This is a genomic window from Rhizobium sp. CC1099, from assembly GCF_029714385.1.
In the GTDB taxonomy this organism is placed as follows: domain Bacteria; phylum Pseudomonadota; class Alphaproteobacteria; order Rhizobiales; family Rhizobiaceae; genus Rhizobium.
In genome coordinates this window covers 906,903-933,723 of record NZ_CP121642.1, presented here as the reverse complement: position 1 = coordinate 933,723, position 26,821 = coordinate 906,903, and the positions used below count along the sequence as shown (strand labels likewise).

General features: G+C 59.8%; 28 protein-coding genes and 1 pseudogene. 11 read left to right on the top strand and 18 right to left on the bottom strand.

The features are described 5' to 3' along the window. The first annotated feature begins 29 nt into the window (after positions 1-29). The 3 genes from QA644_RS25635 to QA644_RS25625 all read left to right on the top strand — a co-directional run bounded on the left by QA644_RS25635 (position 30) and on the right by QA644_RS25625 (position 2,658). Positions 30-962: a sugar phosphate isomerase/epimerase gene (locus QA644_RS25635; RefSeq protein WP_283073800.1), complete on the top strand. Its 933-nt coding sequence runs from the start codon at positions 30-32 to the stop codon at positions 960-962. A gap of 325 nt (positions 963-1,287) precedes the next feature. Next, entirely contained in the window at positions 1,288-1,488 is a 201-nt protein-coding gene (locus tag QA644_RS25630) for a DUF2905 domain-containing protein (protein ID WP_074071655.1), read from the top strand. A 375-nt stretch (positions 1,489-1,863) separates the two neighbouring features. Beyond that, positions 1,864-2,658, top strand: coding sequence for a thioredoxin family protein (locus QA644_RS25625; protein ID WP_239600943.1), 795 nt, complete (start codon positions 1,864-1,866; stop codon positions 2,656-2,658). Between the two features lie 263 nt (positions 2,659-2,921). On the opposite strand, the gene QA644_RS25620 is transcribed toward QA644_RS25625, so the two are convergent. From QA644_RS25620 to QA644_RS25585, 8 genes are all read right to left on the bottom strand, one after another. Continuing rightward, on the bottom strand, positions 2,922-4,250 hold the full coding sequence (locus QA644_RS25620) for an MFS transporter (RefSeq protein ID WP_283073799.1): 1,329 nt from the start codon (positions 4,248-4,250) through the stop codon (positions 2,922-2,924). Between the two features lie 674 nt (positions 4,251-4,924). Continuing rightward, on the bottom strand, positions 4,925-5,500 hold the full coding sequence (gene gfa / locus QA644_RS25615) for an S-(hydroxymethyl)glutathione synthase (protein WP_283073798.1): 576 nt from the start codon (positions 5,498-5,500) through the stop codon (positions 4,925-4,927). A gap of 90 nt (positions 5,501-5,590) precedes the next feature. Continuing rightward, complete coding sequence (locus QA644_RS25610; RefSeq protein WP_239600949.1) at positions 5,591-6,718, bottom strand: S-(hydroxymethyl)glutathione dehydrogenase/class III alcohol dehydrogenase; 1,128 nt, start codon at positions 6,716-6,718, stop codon at positions 5,591-5,593. A gap of 57 nt (positions 6,719-6,775) precedes the next feature. Then, on the bottom strand, positions 6,776-7,009 hold the full coding sequence (locus QA644_RS25605) for a hypothetical protein (RefSeq protein ID WP_239600951.1): 234 nt from the start codon (positions 7,007-7,009) through the stop codon (positions 6,776-6,778). 568 nt (positions 7,010-7,577) lie between these two features. Next, entirely contained in the window at positions 7,578-8,246 is a 669-nt protein-coding gene (locus QA644_RS25600) for an ATP-binding cassette domain-containing protein (RefSeq protein WP_283073797.1), read from the bottom strand. A 40-nt stretch (positions 8,247-8,286) separates the two neighbouring features. After that, entirely contained in the window at positions 8,287-9,033 is a 747-nt protein-coding gene (locus QA644_RS25595) for an ABC transporter permease (RefSeq protein ID WP_074073048.1), read from the bottom strand. A 68-nt stretch (positions 9,034-9,101) separates the two neighbouring features. Further along, positions 9,102-10,091, bottom strand: a complete 990-nt coding sequence (locus QA644_RS25590) for an ABC transporter substrate-binding protein (protein WP_239600957.1) — start codon at positions 10,089-10,091, stop codon at positions 9,102-9,104. Continuing rightward, entirely contained in the window at positions 10,088-10,267 is a 180-nt protein-coding gene (locus QA644_RS25585; RefSeq protein ID WP_239600958.1) for a hypothetical protein, read from the bottom strand. Before QA644_RS25585 ends, QA644_RS25590 begins: the two co-directional genes overlap by 4 nt. A gap of 226 nt (positions 10,268-10,493) precedes the next feature. Here QA644_RS25585 and QA644_RS25580 point away from each other — a divergent pair. Further along, positions 10,494-10,646 (top strand): annotated as a pseudogene (locus tag QA644_RS25580) (VOC family protein); the annotation flags it as partial. 91 nt (positions 10,647-10,737) lie between these two features. On the opposite strand, the gene QA644_RS25575 reads toward QA644_RS25580, so the two are convergent. The 10 genes from QA644_RS25575 to treZ all read right to left on the bottom strand — a co-directional run bounded on the left by QA644_RS25575 (position 10,738) and on the right by treZ (position 20,772). Then, positions 10,738-11,391 carry an Isoquinoline 1-oxidoreductase subunit gene (locus tag QA644_RS25575; protein ID WP_283073796.1) on the bottom strand — a complete coding sequence of 218 codons (654 nt, stop codon included), beginning with the start codon at positions 11,389-11,391 and terminating at the stop codon, positions 10,738-10,740. 11 nt (positions 11,392-11,402) lie between these two features. Beyond that, entirely contained in the window at positions 11,403-13,559 is a 2,157-nt protein-coding gene (locus tag QA644_RS25570) for a molybdopterin cofactor-binding domain-containing protein (RefSeq protein ID WP_283073795.1), read from the bottom strand. 3 nt (positions 13,560-13,562) lie between these two features. Continuing rightward, on the bottom strand, positions 13,563-14,021 hold the full coding sequence (locus QA644_RS25565) for a (2Fe-2S)-binding protein (RefSeq protein WP_074064878.1): 459 nt from the start codon (positions 14,019-14,021) through the stop codon (positions 13,563-13,565). Positions 14,022-14,176: 155 nt separating this feature from the next. Beyond that, the gene (locus QA644_RS25560) at positions 14,177-14,638 is read right to left on the bottom strand and encodes a class I SAM-dependent methyltransferase (RefSeq protein WP_349254138.1); all 462 of its coding nucleotides are present in this window, start codon (positions 14,636-14,638) and stop codon (positions 14,177-14,179) included. Then, positions 14,563-15,543 (bottom strand): transposase, encoded by a 981-nt coding sequence (locus QA644_RS25555; protein ID WP_283073793.1) that lies wholly within the window; start codon positions 15,541-15,543, stop codon positions 14,563-14,565. The genes QA644_RS25560 and QA644_RS25555 overlap by 76 nt, the downstream gene beginning before the upstream one ends. Next, positions 15,540-15,869 (bottom strand): helix-turn-helix domain-containing protein, encoded by a 330-nt coding sequence (locus QA644_RS25550; RefSeq protein WP_239600646.1) that lies wholly within the window; start codon positions 15,867-15,869, stop codon positions 15,540-15,542. The genes QA644_RS25555 and QA644_RS25550 overlap by 4 nt, the downstream gene beginning before the upstream one ends. A gap of 12 nt (positions 15,870-15,881) precedes the next feature. Further along, positions 15,882-16,145, bottom strand: a complete 264-nt coding sequence (locus tag QA644_RS25545) for a methyltransferase domain-containing protein (RefSeq protein ID WP_349254142.1) — start codon at positions 16,143-16,145, stop codon at positions 15,882-15,884. A 338-nt stretch (positions 16,146-16,483) separates the two neighbouring features. Further along, positions 16,484-17,314 (bottom strand): endonuclease/exonuclease/phosphatase family protein, encoded by an 831-nt coding sequence (locus QA644_RS25540; protein ID WP_074073047.1) that lies wholly within the window; start codon positions 17,312-17,314, stop codon positions 16,484-16,486. A 91-nt stretch (positions 17,315-17,405) separates the two neighbouring features. After that, positions 17,406-18,869, bottom strand: a complete 1,464-nt coding sequence (locus QA644_RS25535) for a phospholipase D-like domain-containing protein (RefSeq protein ID WP_194731960.1) — start codon at positions 18,867-18,869, stop codon at positions 17,406-17,408. 76 nt (positions 18,870-18,945) lie between these two features. Continuing rightward, positions 18,946-20,772 carry a malto-oligosyltrehalose trehalohydrolase gene (treZ, locus tag QA644_RS25530; RefSeq protein WP_283073792.1) on the bottom strand — a complete coding sequence of 609 codons (1,827 nt, stop codon included), beginning with the start codon at positions 20,770-20,772 and terminating at the stop codon, positions 18,946-18,948. A gap of 128 nt (positions 20,773-20,900) precedes the next feature. On the opposite strand from treZ, the gene QA644_RS25525 reads away from it, so the two are divergent. The 7 genes from QA644_RS25525 to QA644_RS25495 all read left to right on the top strand — a co-directional run bounded on the left by QA644_RS25525 (position 20,901) and on the right by QA644_RS25495 (position 26,813). Further along, positions 20,901-21,542 carry a UdgX family uracil-DNA binding protein gene (locus QA644_RS25525; protein ID WP_283073791.1) on the top strand — a complete coding sequence of 214 codons (642 nt, stop codon included), beginning with the start codon at positions 20,901-20,903 and terminating at the stop codon, positions 21,540-21,542. A 132-nt stretch (positions 21,543-21,674) separates the two neighbouring features. Then, positions 21,675-21,929 (top strand): DUF2934 domain-containing protein, encoded by a 255-nt coding sequence (locus QA644_RS25520; RefSeq protein WP_040115247.1) that lies wholly within the window; start codon positions 21,675-21,677, stop codon positions 21,927-21,929. A gap of 326 nt (positions 21,930-22,255) precedes the next feature. Then, a complete protein-coding gene (locus QA644_RS25515; protein ID WP_283073790.1) occupies positions 22,256-22,426 on the top strand; it encodes a hypothetical protein in 171 nt (56 codons plus the stop codon). Between the two features lie 162 nt (positions 22,427-22,588). Next, complete coding sequence (locus tag QA644_RS25510) at positions 22,589-25,312, top strand: response regulator (protein WP_283073789.1); 2,724 nt, start codon at positions 22,589-22,591, stop codon at positions 25,310-25,312. A gap of 102 nt (positions 25,313-25,414) precedes the next feature. Further along, positions 25,415-25,729, top strand: a complete 315-nt coding sequence (locus tag QA644_RS25505; RefSeq protein WP_239600969.1) for a plasmid stabilization protein — start codon at positions 25,415-25,417, stop codon at positions 25,727-25,729. A gap of 53 nt (positions 25,730-25,782) precedes the next feature. After that, the gene (locus QA644_RS25500; protein WP_283073788.1) at positions 25,783-26,073 is read left to right on the top strand and encodes a DUF3175 domain-containing protein; all 291 of its coding nucleotides are present in this window, start codon (positions 25,783-25,785) and stop codon (positions 26,071-26,073) included. A gap of 8 nt (positions 26,074-26,081) precedes the next feature. After that, positions 26,082-26,813: a glutathione S-transferase gene (locus tag QA644_RS25495; RefSeq protein ID WP_283073787.1), complete on the top strand. Its 732-nt coding sequence runs from the start codon at positions 26,082-26,084 to the stop codon at positions 26,811-26,813. The last annotated feature ends 8 nt before the right edge of the window (positions 26,814-26,821 follow it).

Sequence of the window (26,821 nt, the reverse complement as noted above, 5' to 3'; positions counted from 1 at the left end):
TTTTGAGAGTTCCCAGGAGGAACACCCGCATGAACGACATCATTTCCGCCGTCGGGTTTTGCAACCGGACCGGCAAGGGCGACCTCAGTGCGCTTGACACTTCGCTGCGGGAAATCGCCGAAACGGGGGCCGACGCCTGCGAAATCGGCATCTATGCCGAGGAGATCATCAGCGGCGGCCGCATCATCGAGGATCGCACGCGCCGCGTCGCCGACATCGTTCGCCAGCATCCTTTCAAGAAATTGTCGCTGCACGGCCAGATCCTCTCCAACTTCATGGACCGCGAGCATTTGCAGCTGCAAAAGAAGGTCGTGCGGTCGATGCTCGAACTCTGCAACCGGCTTGGTGCAGGCATACTCGTCCATCATTCAGGTGCCGGACAGCTTGCCGATGGCGAAAATGGCGCCGATCTTGACCGAATGGAGCGCGAGGCACTGGCCGAGATGGGCGATATCGCGAAGGGCTACGGCGTACGCATCGCACTTGAAAACATCTTCACCACAGAAAGCGGCCAATACCGCCAGACGCCGAGCGAAGTGGCCGCGACTGTCAGGGCTATCGGATCGGACAACGTTGTTGCGCTGATCGACTTCTCGCATGCCTATATCGAATCGACCTACCGCAATCTCGATTTTCTCGAAGAATTGCGCGCAATGGCGCCGGTTACCGGTCATCTGCATGTCCATGACAGCTTTGGCCTTCCCTACTCCATGACGCGCTTTTACCATCCGGCCGAGGCAACGGCCCTCGGCATCGGCGATCTCCACTTGCCGATCGGCTGGGGTGACATTCCTTGGGAGGGTATTTTCAGCGAGCTCACGTTCCTTCCGGATACGTCGCTGATCATGGAAATTAACGCGGAGCGATTTGGTGACCAGCAGCCGGCCTGCCTGGAAAGGGCAAGACGTTTGGCGACATTGATGCGGATGGCGGGGAAAGCGGAAAAGCGGCAGCTGTCGTAGCTGCCGCCCTGACCTGATTGGTCGTTAGAAACGGTGACCTACCCCAATACAGCAAACGGCTGAATGCTCTCCTTGACGATCGCCATCCTTGGCATCGCCGAGCAGCAAGCCGGCACCAGGAGTTCCTTTGCCGTCCCAGTTCCCGGTCCTTCCAGATCGACGCGCTTGATGCCCCCTTCGCTTATCTCTTATCGCCGGCTGCGTTGGAAGAACGACTGGAACATATTCAGGGGCTCGTCCTGGGCGTGACCGCCACGTAAGAGTGTTACCTATATCGAAATTCGGTTATCATCTACTCGACCGAAGTCGTATAGCATCGTGTGCCGTGTCTAGAATCCTCATCATAGTTGGGCTTGTTGTCGTCGCGGTCGGTATTCTCTGGCCGTGGCTTGCACGCATCGGCTTGGGGAGGCTGCCGGGCGACTTTCTCATCGAGCGCGAGAATTTCTCTATCTATATCCCAATTACCACCGGCCTGCTCTTCAGCATTTTGCTGTCCGTGATGCTCTGGCTCCTCAGTCGTTAAGAAGCTATGCCCGTTGTAAGGATCGCACATCCTTGCCCAAGAAGAGGTGGGGTTCATTCTGCGGCTTGATACGCGCCGACGTTCGAAGAATGTCAGTGAAGATCGCCGTCACATCCCTTTGCGGGAAAGCGGCCCGCTCGACCCCATCACGATAGCCGGAGCATCGCTGCACAACGCCCGCGCGGTTCAGACCCCGGAGGTTTCCGCTTCGAATGTGCGCACTGCGGCTTCGTCAGCGATGCCGTCGGAATAGCGCCACACTTGTTACTCCCCCTGTTCGCTTTCCGGTGCCAAACTATCTCACGGACACCACGAGCGAACCGAACGTCAGCAATGCAGGCGCGGAAATTCGCCCAAATCAGGAGATTTGAAGCCATGACGAGATCAACTGAAAATGGTCGGAAAGGCAGACAGCCTGGCATGCACACTCCACCGGTCGTGTCGCCCCAGGCCTGGGAGGCGGCCCGCCAGCAGCTGCTTGTGAAAGAAAAGGCACTGACACGCGCCCGTGACGCTCTGGCCGCCGAGCGCCGGCGAATGCCGCGGATGGCCGTGGAGACAGCGTATGCGTTCGAGGGACCTGAGGGTAAGGCAAGCCTGCTCGAGCTGTTCGATGGTCGGCGACAGTTGATCGTCTACCGCGCCTTCTTCGAGCCGGGCGTGTTCGGCTGGCCCGACCACGCGTGCCGGGGCTGCTCCATGGTGGCCGACCAAGTCGCCCATGTCGCGCACCTGAACGCGCGTGACACCACCCTCGTCTTCGCCTCGCGTGCGCCTCAGTCCGACATCGCGCGCCTGAAGGCGCGGATGGGCTGGGAGATGCCGTGGTTCACTCTCACCGACAGCTTCGACGCCGACTTCGGCGTGGACGAGTGGCATGGCACGAACGTGTTCTACCGTGACGGCGACCGCGTATTCCGCACCTACTTCGTCAATAATCGCGGCGACGAGCAAATGGGAGGCACTTGGAACTACCTAGACATCACGCCATTGGGCCGGCAGGAGGTCTGGGAGGACTCGCCCGAAGGCTATCCTCAAACCCCGACGTACAAGTGGTGGAACTGGCATGACAGCTACGTTGCAAACGCAATACCCGACAAGAAATGGGTCGAGGTGTCGGACGCTGGAGAGGCGGCGTTCCGGAGCCAACAAGCGAGCACGAAGCCCTGAGCCATGACCTGCCAGGTGCAGGAGGGGTGAGGAACAGGTCGCGGAGAATATGGCGTCCGCACGAAGCGGTTCTTTAAGGAGACTCTCCAAAATATGGCGCCAGCGGACCGGCACAGGCATCTGATCTTTTCTGACCTGCTCCGGATCGCCGACGAGGACGGGCATTGTGCCTGCCCTCGTCGAAGGCCACCGCATCCGAAAAGACGCGGACTGCAGTGCGACAACAATGTGCCGGGCCTTGCGGCCCGCACGATGTGGCCTTGTTACAGTTCGGCTTTAGGCTCAATCGGGTTCCAGATGCTTATGTTGCGGGTCTCAGGCATCAAGAAAAGGGCGAGCAGGAAGCATACGGCAGGAACCGCGATCGGGTAGATCAGCGCGTAACCAATGCTGCCAGTGGCCGCGAACGCCGCCGAGGTGATGAACGGCACCAATCCGCCACCCCAACCATTGCCAATGTGATATGGCACCGACACTGACGTGTACCGGATCCTGCCGGGGAAGTATTCAGCAAGGAACGCACCAACCGGGCCATATACCATCCCGACGTAGCAAACCAGGATGAAGATGATGAAGATCGCGATTGGATAATTGATGTTGCCAGGCTGCGTGACTGATCCCAGCCACAAGTACAGCGGATAATACGTTATCGCGGCGAGCAACATGCCTCCCAGGATCACTGGCTTGCGGCCGATAATGTCTGACAGCCATCCAAAAAAGATCAAACTCGGCGTTGCAAGGAGCAGCGAAGCTCCCACGATATAGGACGAGGTCAACGAGTCTACCTTGGAAACCTGCTGCAGGAAGTACAATGCCCAGAACTGACCGCTATACCAGACCACTCCCTGCCCGATCAGCACGATGGTGGCGATCCCGACATATTGGATGTTGGAGCTGAGGAAGGCTTCCTTCCATGGATTTCGGGTCATCTGCCCCTTAGCCTTGATCTCCTCGAAGATCGGTGTCTCCTGAAGCTGAAGCCGGATGTAGATTGCAATGGCTACCAGCAGGAAGGAGACCAAAAACGGAATGCGCCACGCCCATTCGTCGAAGACCTCGTTGCCGAAATAGGTGCGCGTCGCGATGATCACGGCCAGCGATACAACGATTCCGAGCGTCGGAGAGGTCTGAAGCCACCCGGTGTAATAACCACGGCGTTCGTCGGGGACATGCTCGGCGACATAGGTGATGGCGCCGCCATACTCACCGCCCAAGCACAAGCCTTGGATCATCCGCAGGCCGAAGAGAAGGAACGCAGCGGTCAGCCCGATCGACGCGTAGGTCGGCATCAGGCCGATAGCACCGGTGCCTAACCCCATGCCGCTGAGCGTAATGAGAAACGTGTATTTGCGGCCGACCCGGTCACCCATCCAGCCGAAAAGGAACGCCCCCAGTGGACGGATAAGGAATCCTGCGGTGAACAGCGCAATCGTACTCAGCAGCGCTGCGACTGGATGGGATTGCTCAAAGAACTTCACCGAAAGAACCGCGGCCAAGCTTCCGAAGATATAGAAGTCATACCATTCGATGACGTTTCCTACCGACGCGGCAATGATCACACGGCGGAAATCCCTTGGAACTTGAGTGGGCATGTTTCTTCCTCCCATTTAACATCGCCCCCAACGTCTTGTATTTTAGCATGAAAGCAGCCTGATCCAAACCGGGCACCCACTCAGATCGGCGGCGCGCGACAATCAGCCGGTCGCCGGTGAGGCAAGCGGCACGAAACCAAGACTGACAAGCATGCTCGCCTCGCGATGCCGATGAGACGTTCACAGTATGTCCGCCCGAACCCTATGCCGTGCCTCATCGGTTTCGATCGAGCCGCCCCACAATATGGAATTCCTCCTGCGCGCGCTCCGCGAAGCTCCTGGAGAAGAAGCGGAAAAAAATTCCGCATCGCCGGTCGAGACAACAATGATCTCCTCCTTGGAGAACCGCTACAGTCCTACCTGCAGCGTGTTGTTCCGTTCGAGATCATTACCCCTGAAAGTGTTCAGCCAATCCGTGACCGGGCGTTGGCGAGAAGCTTTGGGCTGTCCCACTTGCGCCTTCGCCACCCATTCGTCACGCGCCCTTGCGATATCCAATCGATCTTGTTCGCTGGCCAGCCGCGCGAGATCAAAGACGGCGCGACGACCATGCCGCAATAGGCCAGCTCCGCATGAAACACGCCCATGGTGATGTCGTCTTAAGTGGGCCCGAAGGAGAAGGTCAGCGTCCTTGTCCAGAACGCTGACAGATTTCATCAACTCCGTCTGCTCCATCAACCCGCAATAGCACCGGATTTCTTTGCGACCCAGGTGGCGACATAGTCCATCAGTGCTGGCGATAGGCAGTCATATGGCTCCAATCCAAGCTCCCGCAAGCGGGCCCGTATGTCGTCCATTCGACTGGGATCGACGCCCGACTCGATAATGGAGGAAACAAAGGCTGCAAATTCCGGTGGAGCCCAGCCTGGTTCCTGGAAACGCTCGGGGTGAACGAAGTCCAGCCCCTGGAACGCATGCTCCCGCTCGACCGGTCCATACATGTGCACGCCGCATTGCTTGCAGGCGTGACGTTGGATCAGTGCACTCGGATCGACCACCTGCAACTTGTCGCCGTTCTCCAGCACAGTCACCTTGTCATGCGGGACGACCGCGACAATGGAGAAAGAAGTACCTCTGGGCTTCCAGCATTTGGTGCAGCCGCAAACGTGGTTGTGGGCGACCTGCCCCTCGATCCTTACCTTGACCGGCCGGTCCGTGCAGGCACAAACAAGCGTGCCACCGGAAAAGCCGGGGTTGGCGGGTTTTAAACCATCGTCGACTGCCGGATGAATATGAACTGCACTTTCCATCGCATGTTCCTCCCCTGTTGCGCCGAAGCCCGTCCGGCTCTCCGGATATTGGCCCACTTCGGCTTTCGTCCGAACGCCCGCCGGACCCGTTTAGTAGATGACAACGCTCCTGATGCTTTGACCGGAATGCATGAGTTCGAAGCCCTTGTTGATGTCTTCGAGCGGCATCGTATGGGTGATCATCGGATCGATCTCAATCTTGCCTTCCATGTACCAGTCGACGATCTTCGGCACGTCGGTGCGGCCACGCGCGCCGCCAAAGGCGGTGCCCATCCAGCTACGGCCGGTGACCAGCTGGAACGGGCGGGTGGAGATTTCCTGGCCGGCACCGGCCACCCCGATGACGACCGACTTGCCCCAGCCGCGATGGCTGGCTTCCAGCGCCTGGCGCATCACCTTGGTGTTGCCGGTGCAGTCGAAGGTGTAGTCGGCACCGCCGATCTGGTCGGCGCCGCGCTTCGTCATGTTGACGAGATAGGGCACGATGTCGTCGCCGACCTCCTTCGGATTGACGAAATGCGTCATGCCAAACTTTTCGCCCCACACCTTGCGGTCATTGTTGATGTCGACACCGATGATCATGTCGGCGCCGGCAAGCTTCAGGCCCTGGATGACGTTGAGGCCGATGCCGCCGAGGCCGAAGACGATCGCCGTTGCGCCGATCTCCACCTTGGCGGTGTTGATGACGGCGCCGATGCCGGTGGTGACGCCGCAGCCGATGTAGCAGATCTTGTCGAAGGGGGCGTCCGCATTGACCTTGGCAACGGCGATCTCGGGCAGCACCGTGTAATTGGCAAAGGTCGAGCAGCCCATGTAGTGATGGATCTTGTCCTTGCCGATCGAAAAGCGCGACGTGCCGTCCGGCATCAGGCCCTGGCCCTGGGTGGCGCGGATCGCCGTGCAGAGATTGGTCTTGCGCGACAGGCAGGACGGGCATTCACGGCATTCCGGCGTATAGAGCGGAATGACGTGGTCGCCCTTCTTGACCGAAGTGACGCCCGGTCCGACATCGACGACGATGCCGGCACCCTCATGGCCGAGGATTGCCGGAAACAGGCCCTCCGGATCGGCGCCAGACAGCGTGAAATCGTCCGTGTGGCAGATGCCGGTCGCCTTGACCTCGACCAGAACCTCGCCGGCCCGCGGGCCTTCGAGATCGACCTCCATGATTTTCAACGGTTTTCCAGCCTGAACGGCAATGGCGGCGCGGGTTTTCATCTTTTTATCCCCTTCTAACGCTCATTCCTCATCGTATTGGTTGCCGCGCGCGCCATGTCATCCACCGATACAGTTGGCCTCGTGGTCTTTCGCCGCTTGAGGCTTGTCAGCCTTCTTGGGCGGACAACCGCGTGGCGCGTCGCCGAAGGCCCGCGCGCGCAGATAGACGTAGATGTCGTCGAGGTTGCGGTAGACGTTCTTGTTTTTCGCCGAACGCCGGCATGACGTTTTCCTTGCCGCCGTTGATGTCGAGAGCATAAACCCTATGGGGAACGGCGCATGGACATACATCACGTCGCCGATTACCCGACCTCAGGAGACCACAAGGCCGACCCAAGCGCTCAACTTGTTGTCTATGATGGGACGTTCGCTTCCGTCAGCGTGTCACAGTTCGCCAGGCGGGCAGTAGGCACTATTGTTGCCCGTCCTCGTACCTACGAGACTCTGCCGCTCCCATTCGGCAAAGCCTTGAAGCCGGAAACCAACAAATACGATAAGCCTTTCAAATGACGTAGGCAATAATAAATAAATTGGGCAGTACAGAGCGATAGAGGAAATGTTGCTCTGCAATATTCTCTATTGCAGACGGTGCAACCATCACCAGGTATTTATTGCGATGCCGCACCGTCCTACGAGCCGCGGAATTCATCCACGGCACTCGTAGACGCGATCGTGAACCACGGCTATGCCTGCAAGCGGGCGCGGTATTCTCGCAGAATGCGCAGGCGAAGTCTGCAACCACGGAACCAAGGCGCGCTCAGGCGGCGGCAGATGTCCACTGGTTCTGACAGTGCATACGGGGCCGCCCCACCGTGACTGCAATCGGCCTGATAAGAGCTAAACTGGCGGGGCTGCAAAGTCAGCCGGCGTCCGGAAACTTCGTCCGGAAATCCGACACCAGATCATCCACCGCCCGGACGTGGCGGGCTTGACGCGAGATCTCAACATCGAAGATGCCTCGCACATGGGCCGGCCGCGGTGACAGCACGATAACACGATCTGCCAACAGAAGCGCTTCCCGCAGATTATGCGTCACCATCAGGGCAGTGGTGGGCCTCGCCGACCACACCGTCATCAGAAGACGCCGCAATTTGTCAGCCGTCCGTTCGTCGAGCGAGGCGAAAGGCTCGTCCAACAAAAGGATCGCAGGTTCTGTGGCAAAGGCACGCGCGAGGGCAGCGCGACGCGCAAGGCCGAGCGAAAGTTCTGAAGGATAGAGCGACCGCATTGAGGACAAGCCCAGAATGTCGAACAGCCCGTCCAAGTCGATGTCCCGCGTGCCTGGAGACAACGCAAGGCGGACATTCTGCTCCACCGTTCGCCAAGGCAAAAGCACGGGCTCCTGGAATACCGCAGCGATGCGATTGGAGCCGCCCTTGGGCAACTGGTAGCTGCCGTAAAACGCCTGATCGAGCCCCAGCAGAATGCGCAAGGTCGTGGTTTTGCCGCAGCCGGACGGCCCGAACAAACAGGCAAATTCCCCCTGCCGCACCTCGAATGAAAGTCCGCGCAGGGCATCAATAGTCACGCCCTCAGCCGACCGGAACGTCTTCTCTGCAATGTCGACCTTAAGCGGGGCGGCGGCGCCAACGTGTTGCATGTCGTTCAAATGGCTGCACCAGGAGGAGTTCGATCAATAGCATAATGGCAACGAAAGCCAGCGAATAGGCAAGGATGGCGGCGACATCGAATATCTGGAAGTGAAGATAGATCTGGAAGCCCACCCCATTTGAACGGCCTAGCAACTCGACAACGAGCACGATCTTCCAGATCAGCGCAATACCGGATCGCGATGCGGCTGCAAAATAAGGCTGCAGCTGCGGCATCAGAATATGGCGGATCCTGTCGAGCGGGCTGAGGCGATAGACTTTTGCCATTTCGGCGTAACGCGGATCGAGCGCCCGCGCGCCCTCGCGCATGGTGACGACAACATTGGGTATCTTGTTGATCGCCACTGCGCTGATCGCCGCCGCTTCCGTCAGGCCGAACCAGATGTAGGCGAGAACGATGACGACCAGTGCCGGCAGATTGAGAAAAAGAACAAGCCACGGATTGAAGAAAGAATCCGCTCGCCGGTGCACGCCGAGCAAGACGCCGATGACCGATCCGACCAGCATCGCAACAACATAGGCGGCGGCGACCCGCGACAGCGTCATGGCGAGATGATAGGCGAGATCGCCGCTTGCCGCCTCCTTGACCAGCACACGCCAGACGTCGATCGGCGGCGGAAACGCCCGGCTCGGCCAGATTCCCGCCGCGAGGTTCCAGAGCAGGCATAGTCCGAGAAGGGATGCCAAAGCCGTTGCCGCCGGCAGAAGACCACGAGAAATGGCAGTCGCTCGTCGGCCCTCAACAGCCGCTTTTTCCCGTCCGCGTCCTGCTGTCATGTCTTTAAGGCCCAGAACGTTCCCGGAGCCATCTGGCGCGCCTCACCGACAAGCTTCTCCCCACCCAGTTCGGCCAGGATTCCGTATAGCTTGGCGGCATCTTTCTCCTCCTCTGCGAGCGGCCTGTTCGGAATGCCTTCGCGGAAGCGATCGCGAAGCACCTCGAGTTCCCTGCCTTCGGCTCGCACGATCGGCGCCAGCCGCTGCCATTCTGCGTCGGACTGTGCCAGGAGCTTCTTGGCCCCGCCACTTGCCCGCAGGAAGCTCATGGCGACGTCCGGGTTTTCGTTTGCCCATTTGTCATGGAAAACATAGCCGAGCGCCGAAACCGGCCCCGATGCCCCGAGCGCCTTGGCGGCATCGTCGGCACCCACGAGACGGCGGAAACCATTTGCCTCCAGCCGGGCACAGAAATGCCAGAAATTCAGCACAGCATCGAGTTCGCCGGAAACGGCCTTTTCCGACAGCAGGGGCGGTGCGCCGAAAACGATCTCGCTTTCTCTGGTCAGGTCCATCTTGTGATCACGCCGGGCCAGGCCCTGGATCAGGAGCCAGCTCTTGTCGAGCGACCCACCGGTCACGCCGATTTTCTTTCCGGCGAGATCGGGAATGGCACGAATGGGCGCATCCTCCTTGACCATGATGGCGCCAACCGCGGTCGAGTAAGGTGCGAGCGTCAGATCCGCACCCTGCGAACGCTGGCGCGACACCCACAGCCAATCGGAAACGATGATGTCGAGATCGCCCGCCAACATGGCGACATTGCTGGCGTCTTCCCCCGCGAAGTAGACGATCTCCACGTCGATCCCGTTGGCCGCGTCAAACTTGTGGTGCTTAATGGTGTCGAGTTCCCAATTCACTGTCCCGAACTTCAAGATGCCGACCCGGATCTTCGGCGCGGACGGTTTGGCCAATGCATGGAAGCTCAGGAGACTTGTCGCAGCCAGAACGGCTGTTCCGCAAAGCGCGCGCCTCGATATGTTCATGATGCCACCTCCCGGCCAAATGTTTGCAGCGGCGTCATATTTCCCGGCTCCTGCTGGGGCAGACGCATGTCCAACGGATGAACTTCTGTGACGGATGGCTTCCCGACCACTTTGCGATCGGTCAGGACGAGATCGACGAGGTTCAATTGAGCACCTTTCACTGCACGAATGCGCACGCAAAAACGCCAACCGACATGCTTTGCATACCGTCCGGTTGCCGGCTTTCACAAGGTGCCCGATGGAGAGCCGACCTAAAGGATACGCGTGCCACAAAGAAGCGTCAATCATTCCGCGAGGAACCGCGCCTGCCTGTGCGTTGAATGTGCGGCCCATGTTGACGTGCCTCCGACATGATCGCCGCCCCAGCAGTTCGGGAGATAGAGGCATGGCCACTGGTTGTTCGATGATGCCGATGCGGCCTATGCACGGGCAAAAATAGCCGGCGCCGAGATTCTGGAGGAATCAACCGATCGCCACTATGGCAGCCGCGAATTCATCTGCTGCGATCCGGAAGGCAATGTCTGGTCCTTCGGCACCTGCTGGCCGAAAAACTGACGAATCCGGCGGTTATAGTCCAGAGCAAAATCGCCGCAAACAGCGCCACATCGCGCTGAAAAATGATGATTTGATGCCACGGTGGGCCTCTTTATTCAACGGGGCAAGCCGCGCCGGTTTCCACCCAGGCTTTGATAAGCTCGCCGAACTCGGCCTGCGTGCCCGGCACGGGCTCGCGGCCCTCGCCTGGGTTCCAGCCCCATCCGACGAGGCCGTCATGGGCCATGTGCTCGGCGATCTCATTCAGGTCCTTGCCGCCGTTGCGCTCCGGGTCCTTCAACTGCTGACAGATTTCGCCGAGAGATTTGCCGACCCAGGCCATTTCGATCGGCGCCAGATGCCAGGCCGCATTGCCGGGTATGCTCCGCAACGTCGGCGACTGCCCGACGACGGTTGCGTTTTCGGCGCCGTGACATGTGTTGCACATCATGCCGGGAACACCCATACCGCCCTCGCCGCGCGTGACCGGCGGCCCATGCGGCTGCATGCTCATCCTCTGCAGCGGCCGGTCCGTCGCCGGGTGGCAGTTGACACAGCGCGGATGCTCGATGACCTTGCCCGCTTCCTCGAACAAAGCCATCGATCGCGCCTTCGCATCGGCAATCGATAAGAAGGACGCAGCCGGCTTCAAGGATGTCCTGTCCGCGCTCGAGGCCGCTTGCGCGAGTGCCATGAAGGATGCCGGCAGGGCTGCCAGGAGCGAAATGCCGCCTGCAATGCAGGCAAGAGCCAATCTGCTTTTCACCGTGATCTCCCTCAGCTCGTCGCAGCACTGACGATCGGCAGGCTCCGCACCGGGTTGCCGGTCAGGCGCCGCCAGGCATTGGCCACGGCCGGACCGACAGGCGGAACCCCCGGCTCTCCGACGCCCGTCGGAGCTGCAGCGGACGTGATCACCGCAACCTCCACATCCGGCATCTCGTTGATTCTGATCGAGCGATAGTCGTGGAAGTTCGACTGCACGATGGCCCCGCCCTTTCCAAGTGTCACAGCGTCAAAGAGGACGGCCCCGAGACCATAGCCGATGCCGCCCTCCATCTGTGCCTTGACGACATTGGGATTGATTGCAACACCGCAATCGACCGCACACCAGACCTTGTGCACACGCGGAGCGCCGTCGCTGCCGACCGAGATCTCGACGACCTGGCCGACATAGGTTCCGAAGCTCTTGACGACGGCAACGCCACGCTGCCGCCCTTCTGCAGGCTTCGCGCCCCATTTGGCGATCTCGGCCGCCCTCCTCAAGACCCCCGCATAGCGCGGATCTTCCGTCAACAGCGCGAGGCGTCCTTCGACCGGATCCTTGCCGACCTTCTGGAGAAGCTCATCGAGGAACGTCTCGACCGCAAAGCCTGTATGGGTATGGCCGACCGATCGCCACCAGAGCGGCGGCACGGCGAGCTTCATGTTGTGCGACATCACCCGCAGGTTTGCCACGTTGTAGGGGAGATTGGACGCACCCTCGACGGAAGTCTCGTCGAGGTCGGCCTTGCCCATGATCGACTGGCCGACGATCGTCTGATCCCAGGCCACAATCTGGCCGTTCTTGTCGATCGCACCGCGCATCCTGTGGAGATACATCGGCCGGTAATAACCGCCGTGGATATCGTCCTCGCGCGTCCACATATGCTTGACTGGGCGAGATTGGTCGGTTGCCGCAAAGACGGCGGCCGCCTCCTGCATATAGGGCGAGCCGAACTGGGCACGGCGCCCGAAACTGCCCCCCGTGATCTGGGTACTGATCCTGACCTTGGAGGGATCGAGACCGACGGCCTTTGCAGCCACCGTCTTGTCCATGCCGGGAAATTGCGCCCCGGTATAGACGTCGAGGCTGCCGTCCGGTGCCTTTATGAACACCGCGTCAAGCGGCTCCATCGGCGCGTGGGCAAGGAACGGGAAGACGACCTCCGCTTCCAGCGTCTCAAGGCCTTCGCCGGCAAAGGCCCTGTCGACGTCGCCCTTGCTGGCGGCACTCAAGCCAGTCTCTTTGGCCGTATTGGCGTAATCGGCGGCAAGCTCCTCGCTTGAACGCGTCTCGGCGTCGGAAAGGTCCCAGTCGACCTTCAGCAGCGAGCGCCCTTTGAGGGCCGCATAGGTGTGTTCGGCATAAACGGCCACGCCCTGAGTCATCTGTTTCACATCGATGACGCCCGTCACCTTGCGCGCCTGGCTGTCGTCAAAGGACTTGACGGTCGCGCCGAAGTGGTCGGGATGGGCAACGACGGCGACCAGAAGGTTGTCAGGAATGACGTCCAGCGTAAAGATCGCCGCGCCGTTGGTCTTGGAAACAGTGTCGAGCTTCGGCAGTTCCTGGCCGATCAGCACGAATTTCTCCGGATCCTTGAGGCTCACCTCCGCCGGTGGCGCTATCGCGGCAGCCTTCGCGGCGAACGCCCCAAAGCCGCTCTCCTTGCCCGTGGCCGAATGGCGGATGCGGCCCTTTTCGACGGTGATTTCACCTGCCGGAACCTTCCATTCATCCGCCGCCGCCGCAACCAGCATGGCGCGCGCCGTGGCGCCTGCCTTGCGGAACTGCTCGTAGGAATTGGCGATCGACGACGAGCCGCCGGTACCCTGCACTCCGAAAGCGAGATTTGCGTATACCTTGTCATCGGCGGGTGAATGCACCGCGCGCATCTGCCCCCAATCAGCATCGAGTTCTTCAGCGACCAACGTCGCAAGGCCGGTAAACGGCCCCTGGCCGAATTCGATATGCTTGGAGAGGACCGTCACCGTGTCGTCGTTGCCGATCTTCACGAAGGTGTTGAGCATCGCAAGCGCGTCATCGCCGCCGGCCTGAACGCCCGTTACGGCCGCAAGGGCAGGCATTCTCGGCGTTAGCGCAAATCCGATAACGAGGCCGCTGCCGGCAAGAAACGCCCGGCGGGTCGTGGAAATATGCTGGAGAGTCATGGCTCAACCCTCCATCGCTGCGGCGGCATTGTGGATTGCCTGACGGATCCGGTGATAGGTGGCGCATCGACAGATATTGCCGGCCATCGCACCGTCGATATCCTCGTCGGTCGGCTTCGGAATGTTCTGCAGAAGTGAGACAGCCGACATGATCTGGCCGGATTGACAGTATCCGCATTGCGGGACATCGATGGCAACCCAGGCCGCCCTTACGACCTCGGCCTCCTTGCCCTCCACACCTTCGATGGTGAAGATTTCCGAGCCCTCGGCAGCCGAGATCGGCGTAATGCAGGAACGGCGCGTAAAGCCGTCCATGTGAACGGTACAGGCCCCGCATTGCGCCACGCCGCAGCCGTATTTCGTTCCCGTGAGTTTCTCGAAATCGCGGATGAACCAGAGCAGCGGCGTATCCGGATCACCGTCGAAAGTCTTCGTCTGTCCGTTGAGCGTGAAAGTAACCATGGCCGGCCTCCCGGTTTGCTGGATCCGGAAGGGCTCCAGCGAGCATCGCAGCATCTTCACGGTGCCCAAATTACGGCAGAGTCTGCCTGTTGGCCATGGACGCACCGGTAACACCTCCGTTACCCGGAGGCGGCTCCGTTTAAGAAAACCGGGCATCAGGCAGCCAGCGCCCGCGCTTTCAACCAAAGAAACAAGGGAAATCTGCTCCAGCGGCTCATGTGGTCCCGCCCTTCTGTCAGGTCCGCAGTAGGCTCTCGAAGAGAGGTAATCGCAAAGCCTGCTGATTCCAGACCACCGACATAAGCCTCGAGCGGCTGCGCCCAACCAGCGAAATGCATCGTCAGCCCCCTGCTCTCGATTTTTGTCTCGAAACGGCGCCGATCAAAGTACGTCGCGCGGGGCTCCGAAGGCGCATTAGGCGCGGTCTCGGCGAGGAGCTCCAAATCCGCCAGCGGGTGAACGATCGAAATGAAAAGCGTCCCCTCCTTTCGCAACACGCGCCTGATTTCCTTAAGCGCCCCAGGAACATCGACGACGTCCATCAGAACATTGTAGGCCACGACAAGATCGAAGCTCTCGTTCTCGAACGGCAGTTCGCTTGGCCGGTGCGATGGCATAATCTTAACATCTTCCCGAGGGGGCGCGAAGCTCCGCCGATCGTTATCGCTTCAACGGAGAGCCGCTGCCCTTCCTCCACGATCATAGACGCCGTGTTCCGACGCAGGATGTTGATTGCAGCATTGTGGTCGGCATGGGCGCGCAAGCCGCATTGGCAACAGCGGAAAGACGCTTGGCTTTCGCGGCTTTCCCTGTCCACGGCGGCGCAGGCCGAACAGGTCTGCGAGGTGTGGCGGGGATCGACCTTGCACAGGTATCCGCCCCGTTCTTCGAGCTTGTCGGCCAACACGGTTTCAAAGCCGTGCCAGCCTTGTTCGAGGATCGCCCGGTTCAGGCCGGCCTTCTGGCAGACGTGGGTTGCGGGCGCGTCCACGGTTCCCCTGGCGCTGCGCGTCATGTTGCGCGTGGCGAGGTCTTCCAGCACGACCGTTGCGAAGCGACGGGCGATATCAAGACTGGCCTTGTGCCGCCAATCCTGCCGGATGCGGGCAGCACCGGCCTGCAAGGCTGCAACGCGGCGGCGGGCCTTGGCGTGGCGGCGCGACCCGCGCTTGCGCCGCGCCAGAACGCGCTGGGCCCGGCGCTTCCTGGGCTCGATCTCCGCAAGGCCGGCAGGCATCCACCAATGCTCCCCGGTCGAAAGCGTCAGCGTGTTCGCCACGCCCCGGTCGATCCCCACGGCGGGCAAATCGTTTTGCGGGACGGCATGGTCGATTTCGCAGGCGAAGGCGATGTGCCAGCCGTTCGCCGCCAGGCTCACCGTCACATTCATGGTCTTGCCACGCAGGCGCCGCGTGTCGCGGAACTTCACCCAGCCGATCTTGGGAAGGCGCGCGGCGGACCACTTGCCGTTCAGGCGCTTGACCTCGATCTCCCGCCCCTGAAAGCGGAAGGCGCCGTTCACGCCCTTCTTGCGGGGCGCGAGGGATATCCTGCGCGCCCGGCGAAGACGTTGGCATACGCCTTATCCAGATCGCGCAGGGCCTGCTGCTGGGGCGTCACATGCACGGCGGCAATCCAGTCGAACGCGGCCCGCAGTGCGGTCAATTCCCGCGCCTGGGCGATGGAGTTCAAGCGGTTCCCGGTCTGCCGCCGGTAATGCCGCCACCAGTCCCTGCGCTGCTCCAGCGCCAGATTATAGACCAGCCGCACAACACCCGCGAACTGCCGCAACAGGACTTCCTGTTCGGCGGTCGGAGCGAGCTTGTAGCGGAAAGCGCGGTGGATCATGTTACGATTCTATCAATTGGTCCAAGGAGCGCAACCATGAACGCCGGGGTATCCCGCGAGGTTCACGATGAGCAGATATTGCTCTGCGGCCTTTAGCAGTTCCGCAACAGGATCGATTGCTGTCACCTGGTAGCCGCAAGTTTTTAGGATCCGGGAGACGCGTCCCTCCCCACATCCGACGTCAAGCGCTTCGCCGCCCCCTGTGCCAAGATAGTCAACGAGCGCGTCTCGATAAGCCCAAAAGGCATCGTGATTTGGTGCACGCGCCCACGCTATCCATTGCGCTGCGGCTTCCGCCCAATGTTCGCTATCCCCCTTGCAACCATAAACTAGACCTCCCCTGCGAAAGCTGTCTTATAAACCGGCGCGCTGGCCGGTTTATACCCCTTGCGTCCTGTTCAGTGCCATTGCACCGGCGGTGCCGCTACGGGCTCCCAAGAACCTGCCGATACAGCTGCGTCAATGCAGGAGCCGACTATAACATTCATGGATAGGCTCACGCGATTTGAACCGAGGCCACCTGTAGAACAGCAAACAGAAGCCCAACATTTGAGCACCGTCCTTTCCGCGCACAAATTGAAATTCTCTCCAACCATTTGACTATAATGCGGAAATCACGCGGTCGCCGTCAGTTCTTCCACTCGCTTGAGGTTGAGAACCGCCTTGATCGGCAGGTGGTCGGAGGCGACGCGGGCAAGCGGTGTATCATGCGCCTCGACATTCGTCAGCACACCCTTGCGGTTCGACATGATGCGATCGAGCGCCAAGATCGGCAGGCGCGCCGGAAAGCTTGCGACGGCCGGGGGCTGGGCCTCAAAAGCGGATTGAAGCGTGTTGAGTGAGGAACGGTCGCCGAGTCGCCATTCGTTGAGGTCACCAAGCAGAATGGTCGTCGCTTCGCTTCGATCGGCCATCAGCTCGACCAGCATCTGCGCCTGGCGCGCCCGCGAGTGGCGCAGAAGCCCGAAATGGGCAGCGATGATGCGGAGCTCTCCGCCATTTTCCAGTTCGAGTTCTGCAACAAGCGCCCCGCGCGGTTCAAGGCCCGGCAATTTAATCTGGTGCACGTCGCGCACCAGCCCTTTCTTGAAGAGCACGACATTGCCGTGCCAGCCGTGTGCCTTCGACATGCCCGAAACCGGAACCGGAATAAGCCCCGTCTCGCGCTCCAGGCGCGTCAGGTCAAGAATCCCGGTTCGCTCTCCGAAGCGCGTATCAGCCTCCTGCAGGGCGATCACGTCAGCGCCGATTTCGTGGATAACCCGGCTCGTCCGCTCGGGATCGCAGCGCCTGTCGCCGCCGACGCATTTATGGACGTTGTATGAAGCAATCAGCGTGCCTTCGGCCCGCGGCTTTGCCGCAGCCAGCACGGCCTCCAGCCGTTTTTTCCGGTTGCGGATCGAGGCGAGAATGCTGGCGGGAAGGCTGTCTTTCCTGGCATGCATCGAAATCAACACGCGCTCCGTTGATCGAAAACGGCTCCGGTTCGGAGTATAGGCCCACGGGTAAAACTTGCCATGCTTCTATCCGAGAAAATCAAAGATAAGGCGAACCCAGCCACAGGATTTTTTCAACAAGCCGCACCGGGAAAGGCCGCGACCACAGGCTCTCCAATGTCACCGGGGCTGCAGATTTCAGCATCTCGTCGATATGCTCGTCGATCTCCGCCGCAAACCCCTCGTTCAGAACTTCGAGATCCACCTCGAAATTCAACCTGAGCGAACGCGGATCAAGATTGGACGAACCGACATAGGTCCAGACGCCATCGACCGTCAGCAGCTTCGAGTGGCTGAAGCTGCCAGTCGAACGCCAGATGCGGCAGTAATTCTTGAGGATTTGGTCGAACTGTGCCGTCATCGCCCGGTCGACGAGGACAAGGTTGTTGACGGCCGGGACGATGATATCGACCTCGACGCCACGCCGTGCGGCTGTCGTCAGCGCGCTAATCAGCTCACGATCCGGCAGAAAATAGGGCGACATGATGCGGATCGATTGCCGCGCAACGGAAAAGGCACCCATCAGCATCTTGTGATTGGTCTCGACGCTGCGGTCCGGTCCGGAGGCGACGACACGCATGAGGACCGGATCGCCGGGCTGGCGTTCAGGCGCTTCGATCCGCCACGCCTCTGCGTTCAGAACCTCGCCTGTCGTGAAGCGCCAGTCCTCGGCCGCGACATCAAAGAGATCGGCAACGACTGAACCCGTTACGGAGAAATGGGTATCGCGCGCAAAATCATCGCCCGTCATCGCCTGGCTGAAGCCCTGGCGTATATTCATGCCGCCCGTCAGTGCCACACGCCCGTCGACGATGATGATTTTCCGGTGCGTGCGGAGATTTGCATATGGCAACCGCAGGCCCATGATGACATTGCCGTTGAAGACTGAAACCGTCACCCCGCCATCGGCGAGATATCCGAGGATACTGGGCACCGAGTATCGAGCCCCGACGGCATCGATCAGCACGCGCACCTCAACGCCGCGTTTTGCCGCCGCAATCAGCGCATCGGCGATGCGCAGGCCGATCTTGTCGCGATCGAAAATATAAGTCTCAAGCAGAACGCTCCGCTCAGCCCCGTCGATCGCGGCCTTCATGGCTGCGTAGGCATCATCGCCCGTTTCCAGCATGTCGATCGAATTACCGGTCGTCAGCGGATAGCGAGCGACGCGATCGCCGAGCGTTTGCAAAGCTGCAAAGCGCCGCCCATAATTGCTGATGATCATCTCCGGCTCCGCATCGAAACTTTCAAGCTCATCAAGGTCGGCTGCCGGCAGCAAGGCATCGCGGCGCAGGCTCAGGGATTTGCGGCGGATGCGGTTGATCCCGGCGATCGCGTAAAGTACCGCGCCGATAATCGGAGACAGGATGATGACGCCGACCCAGCCAATTGCGGCGCGTACCTCTTCCTTCGTCATGGCCGCATGGATTGCCGCGGCGGTCCCCATGCCAAGGGATATGACGAAAAGGATATGCGGCCAATAGGTCGATATGAGATAAAACATTGGAGGAAGATATAGCTGGAAAGCGGCGGCGTTCAATTCGCCACCGCTCCCTCAAAACGTGAAAATTTCCGCGCTGCTAATTTACCAGCCGAGGATCGATCGCAAACACCACAGAACGGGCTGCAAGCTTGCCATCCCCCGGCTGAACAGCGTTGCGGCCCAGGCGATCAAAGATTGCCGCACCGTCGAAAGCCGGCACGGCGAGCGGGGTGCCGGTGAGGTTCGCCCGAAGCTCCAGCGTGCTGGTACCGAAGGTCCAGTCGATTGCCAGCGCGCCATCGACGCTTTCCAATGCCGTGCTTGCGACGCGTTCCGGCTTCTTCAACAACGGCACGACATAGCTGTGCCGCAGGCCGACGAGCTCGCGTACATAGGTCTTCCAGCGTGTGCCTTCGTCACTGTCGAACCGCTGCCATTGAAGCTTTGAATGCGCGAAGGTCGAGACTGCGTTCGGATCCGGCAAATCGTCCGGCGTCTTGCCTTCCTTCAGACCGCCGAAACCTTCCGCTTCCGCCGCCCGCCCTTTGCGGACAATCTCGCCAAGCTCGCCGGCGTAGTCGCTGAAGAAGTGGAACGGCTGCGTCTCGCCATATTCGTCCCCCATGAAGAGGAAGGGGACCTGCGGCGAGAGAATCAAGATCGCGGCCAGCATCTCGACCATGTCGGGCCCTGCAAGGCTGACCAAGCGCTCGCCGAAGGCACGGTTACCAACTTGGTCGTGATTCTGGAGAAAGTTGATGAAGGCCTGCGGCGGGAGATAAACCCGCTCATCCTTCGGCACTTCAGGCGGATTGCCACGGTCTGGAAACACAAAGCCGTGCTGCATCGCGAGCTTCGTCTTTTCCCAGAGATCGGATGCAAAGGGCCGATAGTGGCCGTCGGTTTCGCCGGTCGCGATGATGTGAGCGACGTGATGGAAGTCATCGTTCCATTCCGCTGTAAAGGTCTTGACCCTTCCGCCGCCGTCCCGCTCGAGCAGGCTCACGAGATTGCGCTGATCCTCGACGATCAGATGCACCGCGCGATCGGCAAAGGCGTTGCCGACTTCCGCCGACAGCTCCTCGAGGATGTGCTGCTTCGACGTATCGCAAATCTGCTCCACCGCATCGAGCCGCAGGCCATCGAGCCGGAATTCACCGATCCAATAGAGCGCATTTTCGACGAAGTAGCGGCGTACCGGCTCCTGTCCGAAATCGATCGCCGCACCCCACGGCGTATTGCGATCGAAGCGGAAGAACTCGGGCGCATACCCGTGCAGGTAGTTTCCATCCGGGCCGAAATGGTTATAGACAACATCGAGCAGCACCATGAGGCCGTGGCCATGTGCTGCGTCGATGAATGCCTTGAAGTCGTCCGGCGTTCCGTATGCTGAATGCGGCGCATAGTGCAGGACGCCGTCATAGCCCCATCCGCGCGTGCCTGAAAATTGCGCAACCGGCATGACTTCGATTGCCGTATAGCCCATCTCGGCGAGATGGCCGAGTTTTTCGGCGGCCGCCTTGAAGGTGCCCTCCCCTGTGAAGGCGCCTATATGGATTTCGCTGATCACCGCCTCTTCCCAGGGCCTTCCCTTCCAGGCGTCATTCACCCACTGATAGGAAGGCTCCACGATCAGCGACGGACCGTGCACATCGCCGGCCTGCGCCCGAGAAGCAGGGTCGGGCACGGCGCTGCCATCTTCAAGAACGAAGGCATATGCGTCGCCCACCTTCGCCTCTGCAACCGTCAGCTCAAACCAGCCGCCGGCGGACCGGTTCATGAGCCTGTCTTTGCCGCAGGAACGGAGTGTCATCTCCTTTTGCCCCGGCGCCCAGATGCGAAAATCGACGCAGTTCGCCCCGATCTTAGGACCCCAGCTTTTTTGGCCTTGCGCGGCAGAGCCTGCTTTCGAAACCTGATGCATAAATTGCCCCTGACTGACATGAGTGCTTAAAACTCCTCTTCAAAGTCATGAAGGGCGCCACTTGTTCCCAGGCTGGAACAAACACCGCGTGGATCGGTTGCAGATGAAGACGAAAGAAGGGGGCCTCCATGACCATCGTACCCAAATTCGGTCCGGCCTTCACACTTGAGAATGCAGAGGCCAAAGGCCTCGATCAATTGAAACGGCAGGCCGAACACTGCACGCGTTGTGACCTTTACAAGAACGCCACCCAGCTCGTCTTCGGCGAAGGCCCGCCAACGGGCGAGATCGTGCTGGTTGGCGAGCAGCCCGGAGACAGGGAAGACCTGGCGGGCAAGCCCTTTGTCGGCCCCGCTGGACGCCTGCTCGATCAGTGTCTGAAAGAGGCGGGCCTCGACCGCTCCCGCTGCTACGTCACCAATGCCGTCAAGCACTTCAAATTCGAGCTGCGCGGCAAGCGCCGTATGCATTCCAAGCCAAATGCCGGAGAAATCCAGCGCTGCGCGTGGTGGCTCGGCGCCGAGCTCGATATTCTCCAGCCGAAACTCGTCGTTGCGCTGGGTGCCACAGCACTTTATTCGCTGCTCGGCCCTAAAGTGAAGGTCACCGCCGAGCGGGGCCATGTTCTTCAGCCGGCAAACCATCCTCCGGTTCTGGTGACCATTCATCCTTCTTACCTTCTGCGCATTCGCGACGAGGAAGATGCCCGCGCGAACCGCGAGCATTTCGTGCAGGATCTGGCAAAGGCCGTAGCATTTCAGGTCGGTTGACCGGCATTTTATGCTGCAGTGCAAATAATATTTTGCATCGTGTCAAAATTCTTCTTGAATATCCCCGATTCCTCTGGAACCATCTCCCCAGTCTAGCGTTTGACTGCGGGATGATGTGACTGGAGATCAGCGATGACAGAAACTCGGGAAGAGTGGATTAAAAAACGTGCATACGCCCTCTGGGAAGAAGAGGGACATCCTACCGGACGAGATTCCATACATTGGGAGCAGGCAAAGAAAGAGCGTGAAAAGCTCGAAGGTTCTGCTGCGTCGAAGGACGGCAAGGAAGTCAAGACCAGGGGCAAACGCACCGCACCCCCCGGGACGAAAAGCAACGGCGCTGCAAAGCCGGCTCCGAAGCGTGCCGTCAGCCGCAAGTCTGCCTGAACGCATTCGATATTTAAGTTTCAAGATGCGGACGCTGCGCCAGCTGCGCCCGCAGCTGTTGTCATATGGTTGAATTACTTGCGCTTTAGGGTGTTTGTAAAGCGTGGAACGTTCTGACGTGAGGATAGATCGGCCGAATGACCCTAAAGCGGTGTCCGCTTCAAAAAAGGCTGCAAAACGGCCAGCAATGGCGGAACCAATTTTTTCGTCGGCTGTTAGTGGCGAAATGGGAGTCTTGCCATGAATAGGGGTTACTTCGACACCATTCTCGTTTCGCTTATCGTGGCGGGTTGCTACATTTTGATCGCGCCTTTGTGAGGGCGGATATGCTGATTTTATCACTCGCCGCGTTTCTCTACCTCGTCCTTGCGCTCGGTCTCGTCGTCGCAATCGACAACATGGTTGGCCTTGTCTTCCGCGAAACCCGCTCGCAGTCCGGCCGCCTGTTTAATTTCGGCAAGGCATTGTCCGGTTTCCACCGGCTTTCTCGCAAATAGCACAGGCGAAAGTCCAGATCGGTAGCCTTGCTTCTTCAACGTTAAGGTTATTTCCAAAATCCTCTTTCCGAACGCCCCAAGGCCTCTATCTTGCCGTTGGCAGATGGCCTGAATTCCCGAGCGAATTCGCCTCGTTGCGGTCCGATCATGAAGGCGGTTTGAATGACCCGGCGCGAAGACGGCGTTTGGCCGAAGGGTGGCGGAAATATCGGCGACATACTGCGCAATGCCGACTTCAGCGTTTCAGGCCTTGGGCCTGTGAAGGGCTGGCCTGTTTGCCTCAGGTATATTGTCGAAGTTGTATTGAATTCGCGCCAGCCGAAATTCGTCGCCTGGGGGCCCGACCTTGCCTTCATCTACAACGACGCCTACGTGCCGATTTTCCCGGATCGTCATCCAAGCGCGCTGGGCAAACCCTTCACTGAAGTCTGGAGCGATATCTGGCCGCAATTCGAACCGATCGTCCATGCCACGCTCAAAGGCGAATCTCATATCTTCGAGGAATTGCTGATTCCGATGCGGCGGGACGGACGCACGGAGGACACCTGGTTCACCTTTTCCTATACGCCGCTTCGCGACGAAACAGGCGCAATTGGCGGTCTGCTTTGTGCGACCATGGAAGTTTCGGCGCAAGTCATCGCCAAGCGGCGCGAGCGTCACGCGCTTGAAGAGCTGCGGTCGAAATCCGACGCACTTTCGATCGTCAATGCAGCCGGTGCTGCAATCACGGCCGAACTCAATATCGACCGTTTGACACAGATTGCCGTTGATGCCGGCGTGGCACTGACGGGAGCGGAATTTGGCGCGTTCTTTTATAATGTCGATGACGGAGAAGGCGGAAGCTACATGCTCTACGCGCTTTCGGGCGTCGAGCGGAAGAACTTCGAAAAGTTTCCGATGCCGCGCAATACAAAGGTCTTCGCGCCGACCTTCAGCGGCGAAGGTGTCGTGCGTTCCGACGATATCCTGCTTGACCCCCGCTACGGGCACAACGCTCCTTATGCCGGCATGCCAAACGGCCATCTGCCGGTACGAAGTTATCTCGCAGTGCCGGTAAAATCCCGCAGCGGGGCAGTCATCGGCGGCCTCTTTTTCGGCCACGCGCAGCCCGGCCGCTTCACCGGCGCGGCGGAGGCGAGTCTTGTCAGCCTTGCCGGTCAGGCGGCTGTCGCAATCGACAATGCCCGGCTGCTGCACGCTGCCGACATGGAGATCGCCCGGCGCAGCAGCATCGAAAGCCAACTGCGTAGACTCAACGAAACGCTGGAACTGCGCGTTGCCAATGAGATCGCCGAGCGCCAACAGGCCGAGGCTGCCCTCCAGCAATCACAGAAAATGGAGTCGATTGGCAAGCTCACGGGCGGTGTCGCCCATGATTTCAACAATCTGCTGCAGGTCATCTCGGGCAATCTCCAACTCCTGGGAAAGGACGTCCCGAACGATGGTCGCGCCAAGGAGCGGATTTCAAACGCGCTTGCCGCCGTGGAGCGGGGCTCACGGCTGGCAAACCATTTGCTCGCCTTCGGCCGCCGTCAGGCGCTGGAGCCGAAGGTCATCAATATGGGCCGTCTCGTGACCGGCATGGATGATATGCTTCGCCGCGCGCTGGGCGAGGAGGTCGAAATCGAGACCATGGTTTCCGGTGGCCTCTGGAACACCTTTGCCGATCCGGTCCAGATTGAAAATGCGGTTCTCAACCTCACCATCAATTCGCGGGACGCGATGGAAGGATCCGGTAAGCTGACAATCGAGGTGGGTAATGCATTTCTCGACGATTCCTATTGCCGGATCCATCCGGAAGTGACTGCTGGTCAGTATGTCGTGCTCGCCGTTACCGATAGCGGGTGCGGGATGCCTCCGGAGGTCATGGTGCAGGCCTTCGAGCCCTTCTTCACCACCAAGCCCGAAGGCAGGGGCACTGGCCTCGGGCTTTCGATGGTCTACGGCTTCGTCAAGCAATCCGGCGGGCATGTGAAGATCTACAGCGAGGTTGGAGAAGGAACGACGATCAAGCTCTATCTGCCTCGCTCGTTCCAGACCGAGGACCGCGTGGCCAGCAACGAAGCACCACCATCGGTCGGCGGCACGGAAACCATCCTCGTCGCGGAGGACGACGAGGGCGTGCGGGCCACCGTCGTCGAGATGCTGACCGATCTCGGCTATTACGTGTTGAAGGCCCGCGATGCGCAGAGCGCACTCACCGTCATCGAAAGCGGTGTGCATATCGATATGCTATTTACGGACGTCGTCATGCCAGGTCCGTTGAAGAGCCCCGAGCTCGCGCGCATGGCGCGCCAACGCCTGCCGAACATCGCAGTTCTCTATACCTCCGGCTATACGGAAAACTCGATCGTCCATGACGGCCGCCTCGATCCCGGCCTCGAACTTCTCTCCAAGCCCTATACGCGAGAGGCGCTTGCGCGGAAGATCCGCCTGGTGCTTGCCCACAACGCCCAACGCTTCCATGCCCCGGCCGGACCGGCCGACATCCCAGGTACCACGCCGCCGGAGATCATGCATGCCAAACTCAAACTGTTGCTGGTGGAGGACGATGCATTCATCCGTATGGACACGACGGAAATACTTCACGACCTGGGTTATGAGGTGATCGATGTCGAAAGCGGGGAACAGGGTGTCGAGATCCTGGTGCATACAAAGATCGATATCATCGTCGTCGATGTCGGCTTGCCGGGCATGTCTGGCCCCGCCTTCGCTGCCAAGGCAAGAGAAGTACTACCATCCGTTGGGTTGGTATTTGCCACAGGAAACAGCCAGCTTCCGGACGCCAGCCGTTTCTCCGGCTCGGTCCTGCTGTCGAAACCCTTCAGCAGCAGAGCCCTCGACCTGGCGGTGAAGACCGCGGCTGAGCAAAGGCCGATCGCTTAGCTGCGCCAAGCACGCTCCTCCTGCGTCAAAATCCAGGCATGACTCCGGAACTTTTTGCAGTGCCTCGCGGTTCAATCTCTTTGCAAACAAGAGGAGGAAAATATGCCAAGAGGTGACAAATCCACCTATACGGGCAAGCAGAAACGCAAGGCAGAGCACATCGAGGAAGGCTACGAGGGACGTGGCGTTTCCGAGAAAGAGGCAGAGCGCCGGGCCTGGGCTACCGTCAACAAGGAAAGCGGCGGCGGCAACAAGTCCGGTTCGGGTCGCGGAAAGAAAGACACGCACGAAGCCTCTGAAAAAGGCGGCCGCAAAGGCGGCGCGGCATCGGCATCCCGCTCCGCAGCCGAGCGTTCGGCATCCGCCAAGAAGGCAGCCGCGACGCGCAAGCGCCACGAACATCAAGCCCATCACTGATCTTTGGAATGGCCCGCCGCCAAAGTGCGCCGTTCCTGATCGAGGAGGTTCCGATGACCAAGGCGAAAAGGAAATGGTCGCACGAGGTGACCGAGCACAGCGACGCCATGGACCTCAAGGAAAGCGTTTTCAAATCCGACGATCCGAAGAAGATCGCCGCTTCGATCAAACACTCCGCGGTGGCGAGCCGCCGCCGAAAATCGAGCCCCTTTCGCTCGGCCATGTCGATGCTGAGCTTCTATATCAACCGCGCCGGCGACCAGTTGACGAAGAAGAAAAAGAACACACTTGAACAAGCAAAGGATGAACTGCGAAAAGATTTCGGTCGCAAAACCGAGCGTTGAGGGAATGGATGGCATACGAGCTTTATTACTGGGACGGCATCCAGGGACGGGGGGAATTCGTCCGCCTGTCGCTGGAGGAGGCGGGCGCCGAGTATGTCGACGTCGCGCGCGAATCCGGCAGCGGCCGGGGAACCAGCGCAATGATGAGCCTCATGCGGAGCGGCTCAGAACCGCATATCCCGTTTGCGCCTCCCTTTTTGAAAGATGGCGACCTCATCATGCCGCACGTCGCCAATATCCTGCTTTATCTCGGGCCGAAGCTTGGTCTGGCGCCTAAGGAGGAAGGCTTGCGCTACGTATTGAACGGCTTGCAACTCACGATTACCGATTTCGTCGCTGAGGTGCATGACACGCACCATCCGATCGCCACCTCGCTCTACTACGAAGATCAGAAGGACGAGGCAAAGGCGCGCTCGGCCGAATTTATCAAGGAGCGCATCCCGAAATACCTCGGTTATTTCGAACGCGTGCTTCAGCAGAACCCGCAAGGCCCGCAACATATCCTCGGCGATGCGCTTACCTATGTCGACCTTTCGCTCTTTCAGATCATTGAGGGCCTGAACTATGCCTTCCCCAAGGGCATGGCAGGTTATCGGGCGAGATACCCGGCGCTATCGGCCCTGCATGATGCAGTGGCCAGGCGCCAGAACATCGCCGCCTACCTGAAATCGGAGCGGCGCATCGCTTTCAACGAGGATGGCATCTTCCGGCACTATCCGGAACTCGACAAGGCGGCTTAAGGAGACGG

Coding starts and splice junctions, on each gene's coding strand:
- QA644_RS25635 (WP_283073800.1), top strand. CDS start 30: ATGAACGACATCATTTCCGCCGTCGGGTTTTGCAACCGGACCGGCAAG.
- QA644_RS25625 (WP_239600943.1), top strand. CDS start 1,864: ATGACGAGATCAACTGAAAATGGTCGGAAAGGCAGACAGCCTGGCATG.
- QA644_RS25620 (WP_283073799.1), bottom strand. CDS start 4,250: ATGCCCACTCAAGTTCCAAGGGATTTCCGCCGTGTGATCATTGCCGCG.
- gfa (WP_283073798.1), bottom strand. CDS start 5,500: ATGGAAAGTGCAGTTCATATTCATCCGGCAGTCGACGATGGTTTAAAA.
- QA644_RS25610 (WP_239600949.1), bottom strand. CDS start 6,718: ATGAAAACCCGCGCCGCCATTGCCGTTCAGGCTGGAAAACCGTTGAAA.
- QA644_RS25605 (WP_239600951.1), bottom strand. CDS start 7,009: ATGTATGTCCATGCGCCGTTCCCCATAGGGTTTATGCTCTCGACATCA.
- QA644_RS25590 (WP_239600957.1), bottom strand. CDS start 10,091: ATGAACATATCGAGGCGCGCGCTTTGCGGAACAGCCGTTCTGGCTGCG.
- QA644_RS25570 (WP_283073795.1), bottom strand. CDS start 13,559: ATGACTCTCCAGCATATTTCCACGACCCGCCGGGCGTTTCTTGCCGGC.
- QA644_RS25565 (WP_074064878.1), bottom strand. CDS start 14,021: ATGGTTACTTTCACGCTCAACGGACAGACGAAGACTTTCGACGGTGAT.
- QA644_RS25560 (WP_349254138.1), bottom strand. CDS start 14,638: ATGCCATCGCACCGGCCAAGCGAACTGCCGTTCGAGAACGAGAGCTTC.
- QA644_RS25550 (WP_239600646.1), bottom strand. CDS start 15,869: ATGATCCACCGCGCTTTCCGCTACAAGCTCGCTCCGACCGCCGAACAG.
- QA644_RS25540 (WP_074073047.1), bottom strand. CDS start 17,314: ATGCATGCCAGGAAAGACAGCCTTCCCGCCAGCATTCTCGCCTCGATC.
- QA644_RS25535 (WP_194731960.1), bottom strand. CDS start 18,869: ATGTTTTATCTCATATCGACCTATTGGCCGCATATCCTTTTCGTCATA.
- treZ (WP_283073792.1), bottom strand. CDS start 20,772: ATGCATCAGGTTTCGAAAGCAGGCTCTGCCGCGCAAGGCCAAAAAAGC.
- QA644_RS25525 (WP_283073791.1), top strand. CDS start 20,901: ATGACCATCGTACCCAAATTCGGTCCGGCCTTCACACTTGAGAATGCA.
- QA644_RS25520 (WP_040115247.1), top strand. CDS start 21,675: ATGACAGAAACTCGGGAAGAGTGGATTAAAAAACGTGCATACGCCCTC.
- QA644_RS25515 (WP_283073790.1), top strand. CDS start 22,256: ATGCTGATTTTATCACTCGCCGCGTTTCTCTACCTCGTCCTTGCGCTC.
- QA644_RS25510 (WP_283073789.1), top strand. CDS start 22,589: ATGACCCGGCGCGAAGACGGCGTTTGGCCGAAGGGTGGCGGAAATATC.
- QA644_RS25505 (WP_239600969.1), top strand. CDS start 25,415: ATGCCAAGAGGTGACAAATCCACCTATACGGGCAAGCAGAAACGCAAG.
- QA644_RS25500 (WP_283073788.1), top strand. CDS start 25,783: ATGACCAAGGCGAAAAGGAAATGGTCGCACGAGGTGACCGAGCACAGC.
- QA644_RS25495 (WP_283073787.1), top strand. CDS start 26,082: ATGGCATACGAGCTTTATTACTGGGACGGCATCCAGGGACGGGGGGAA.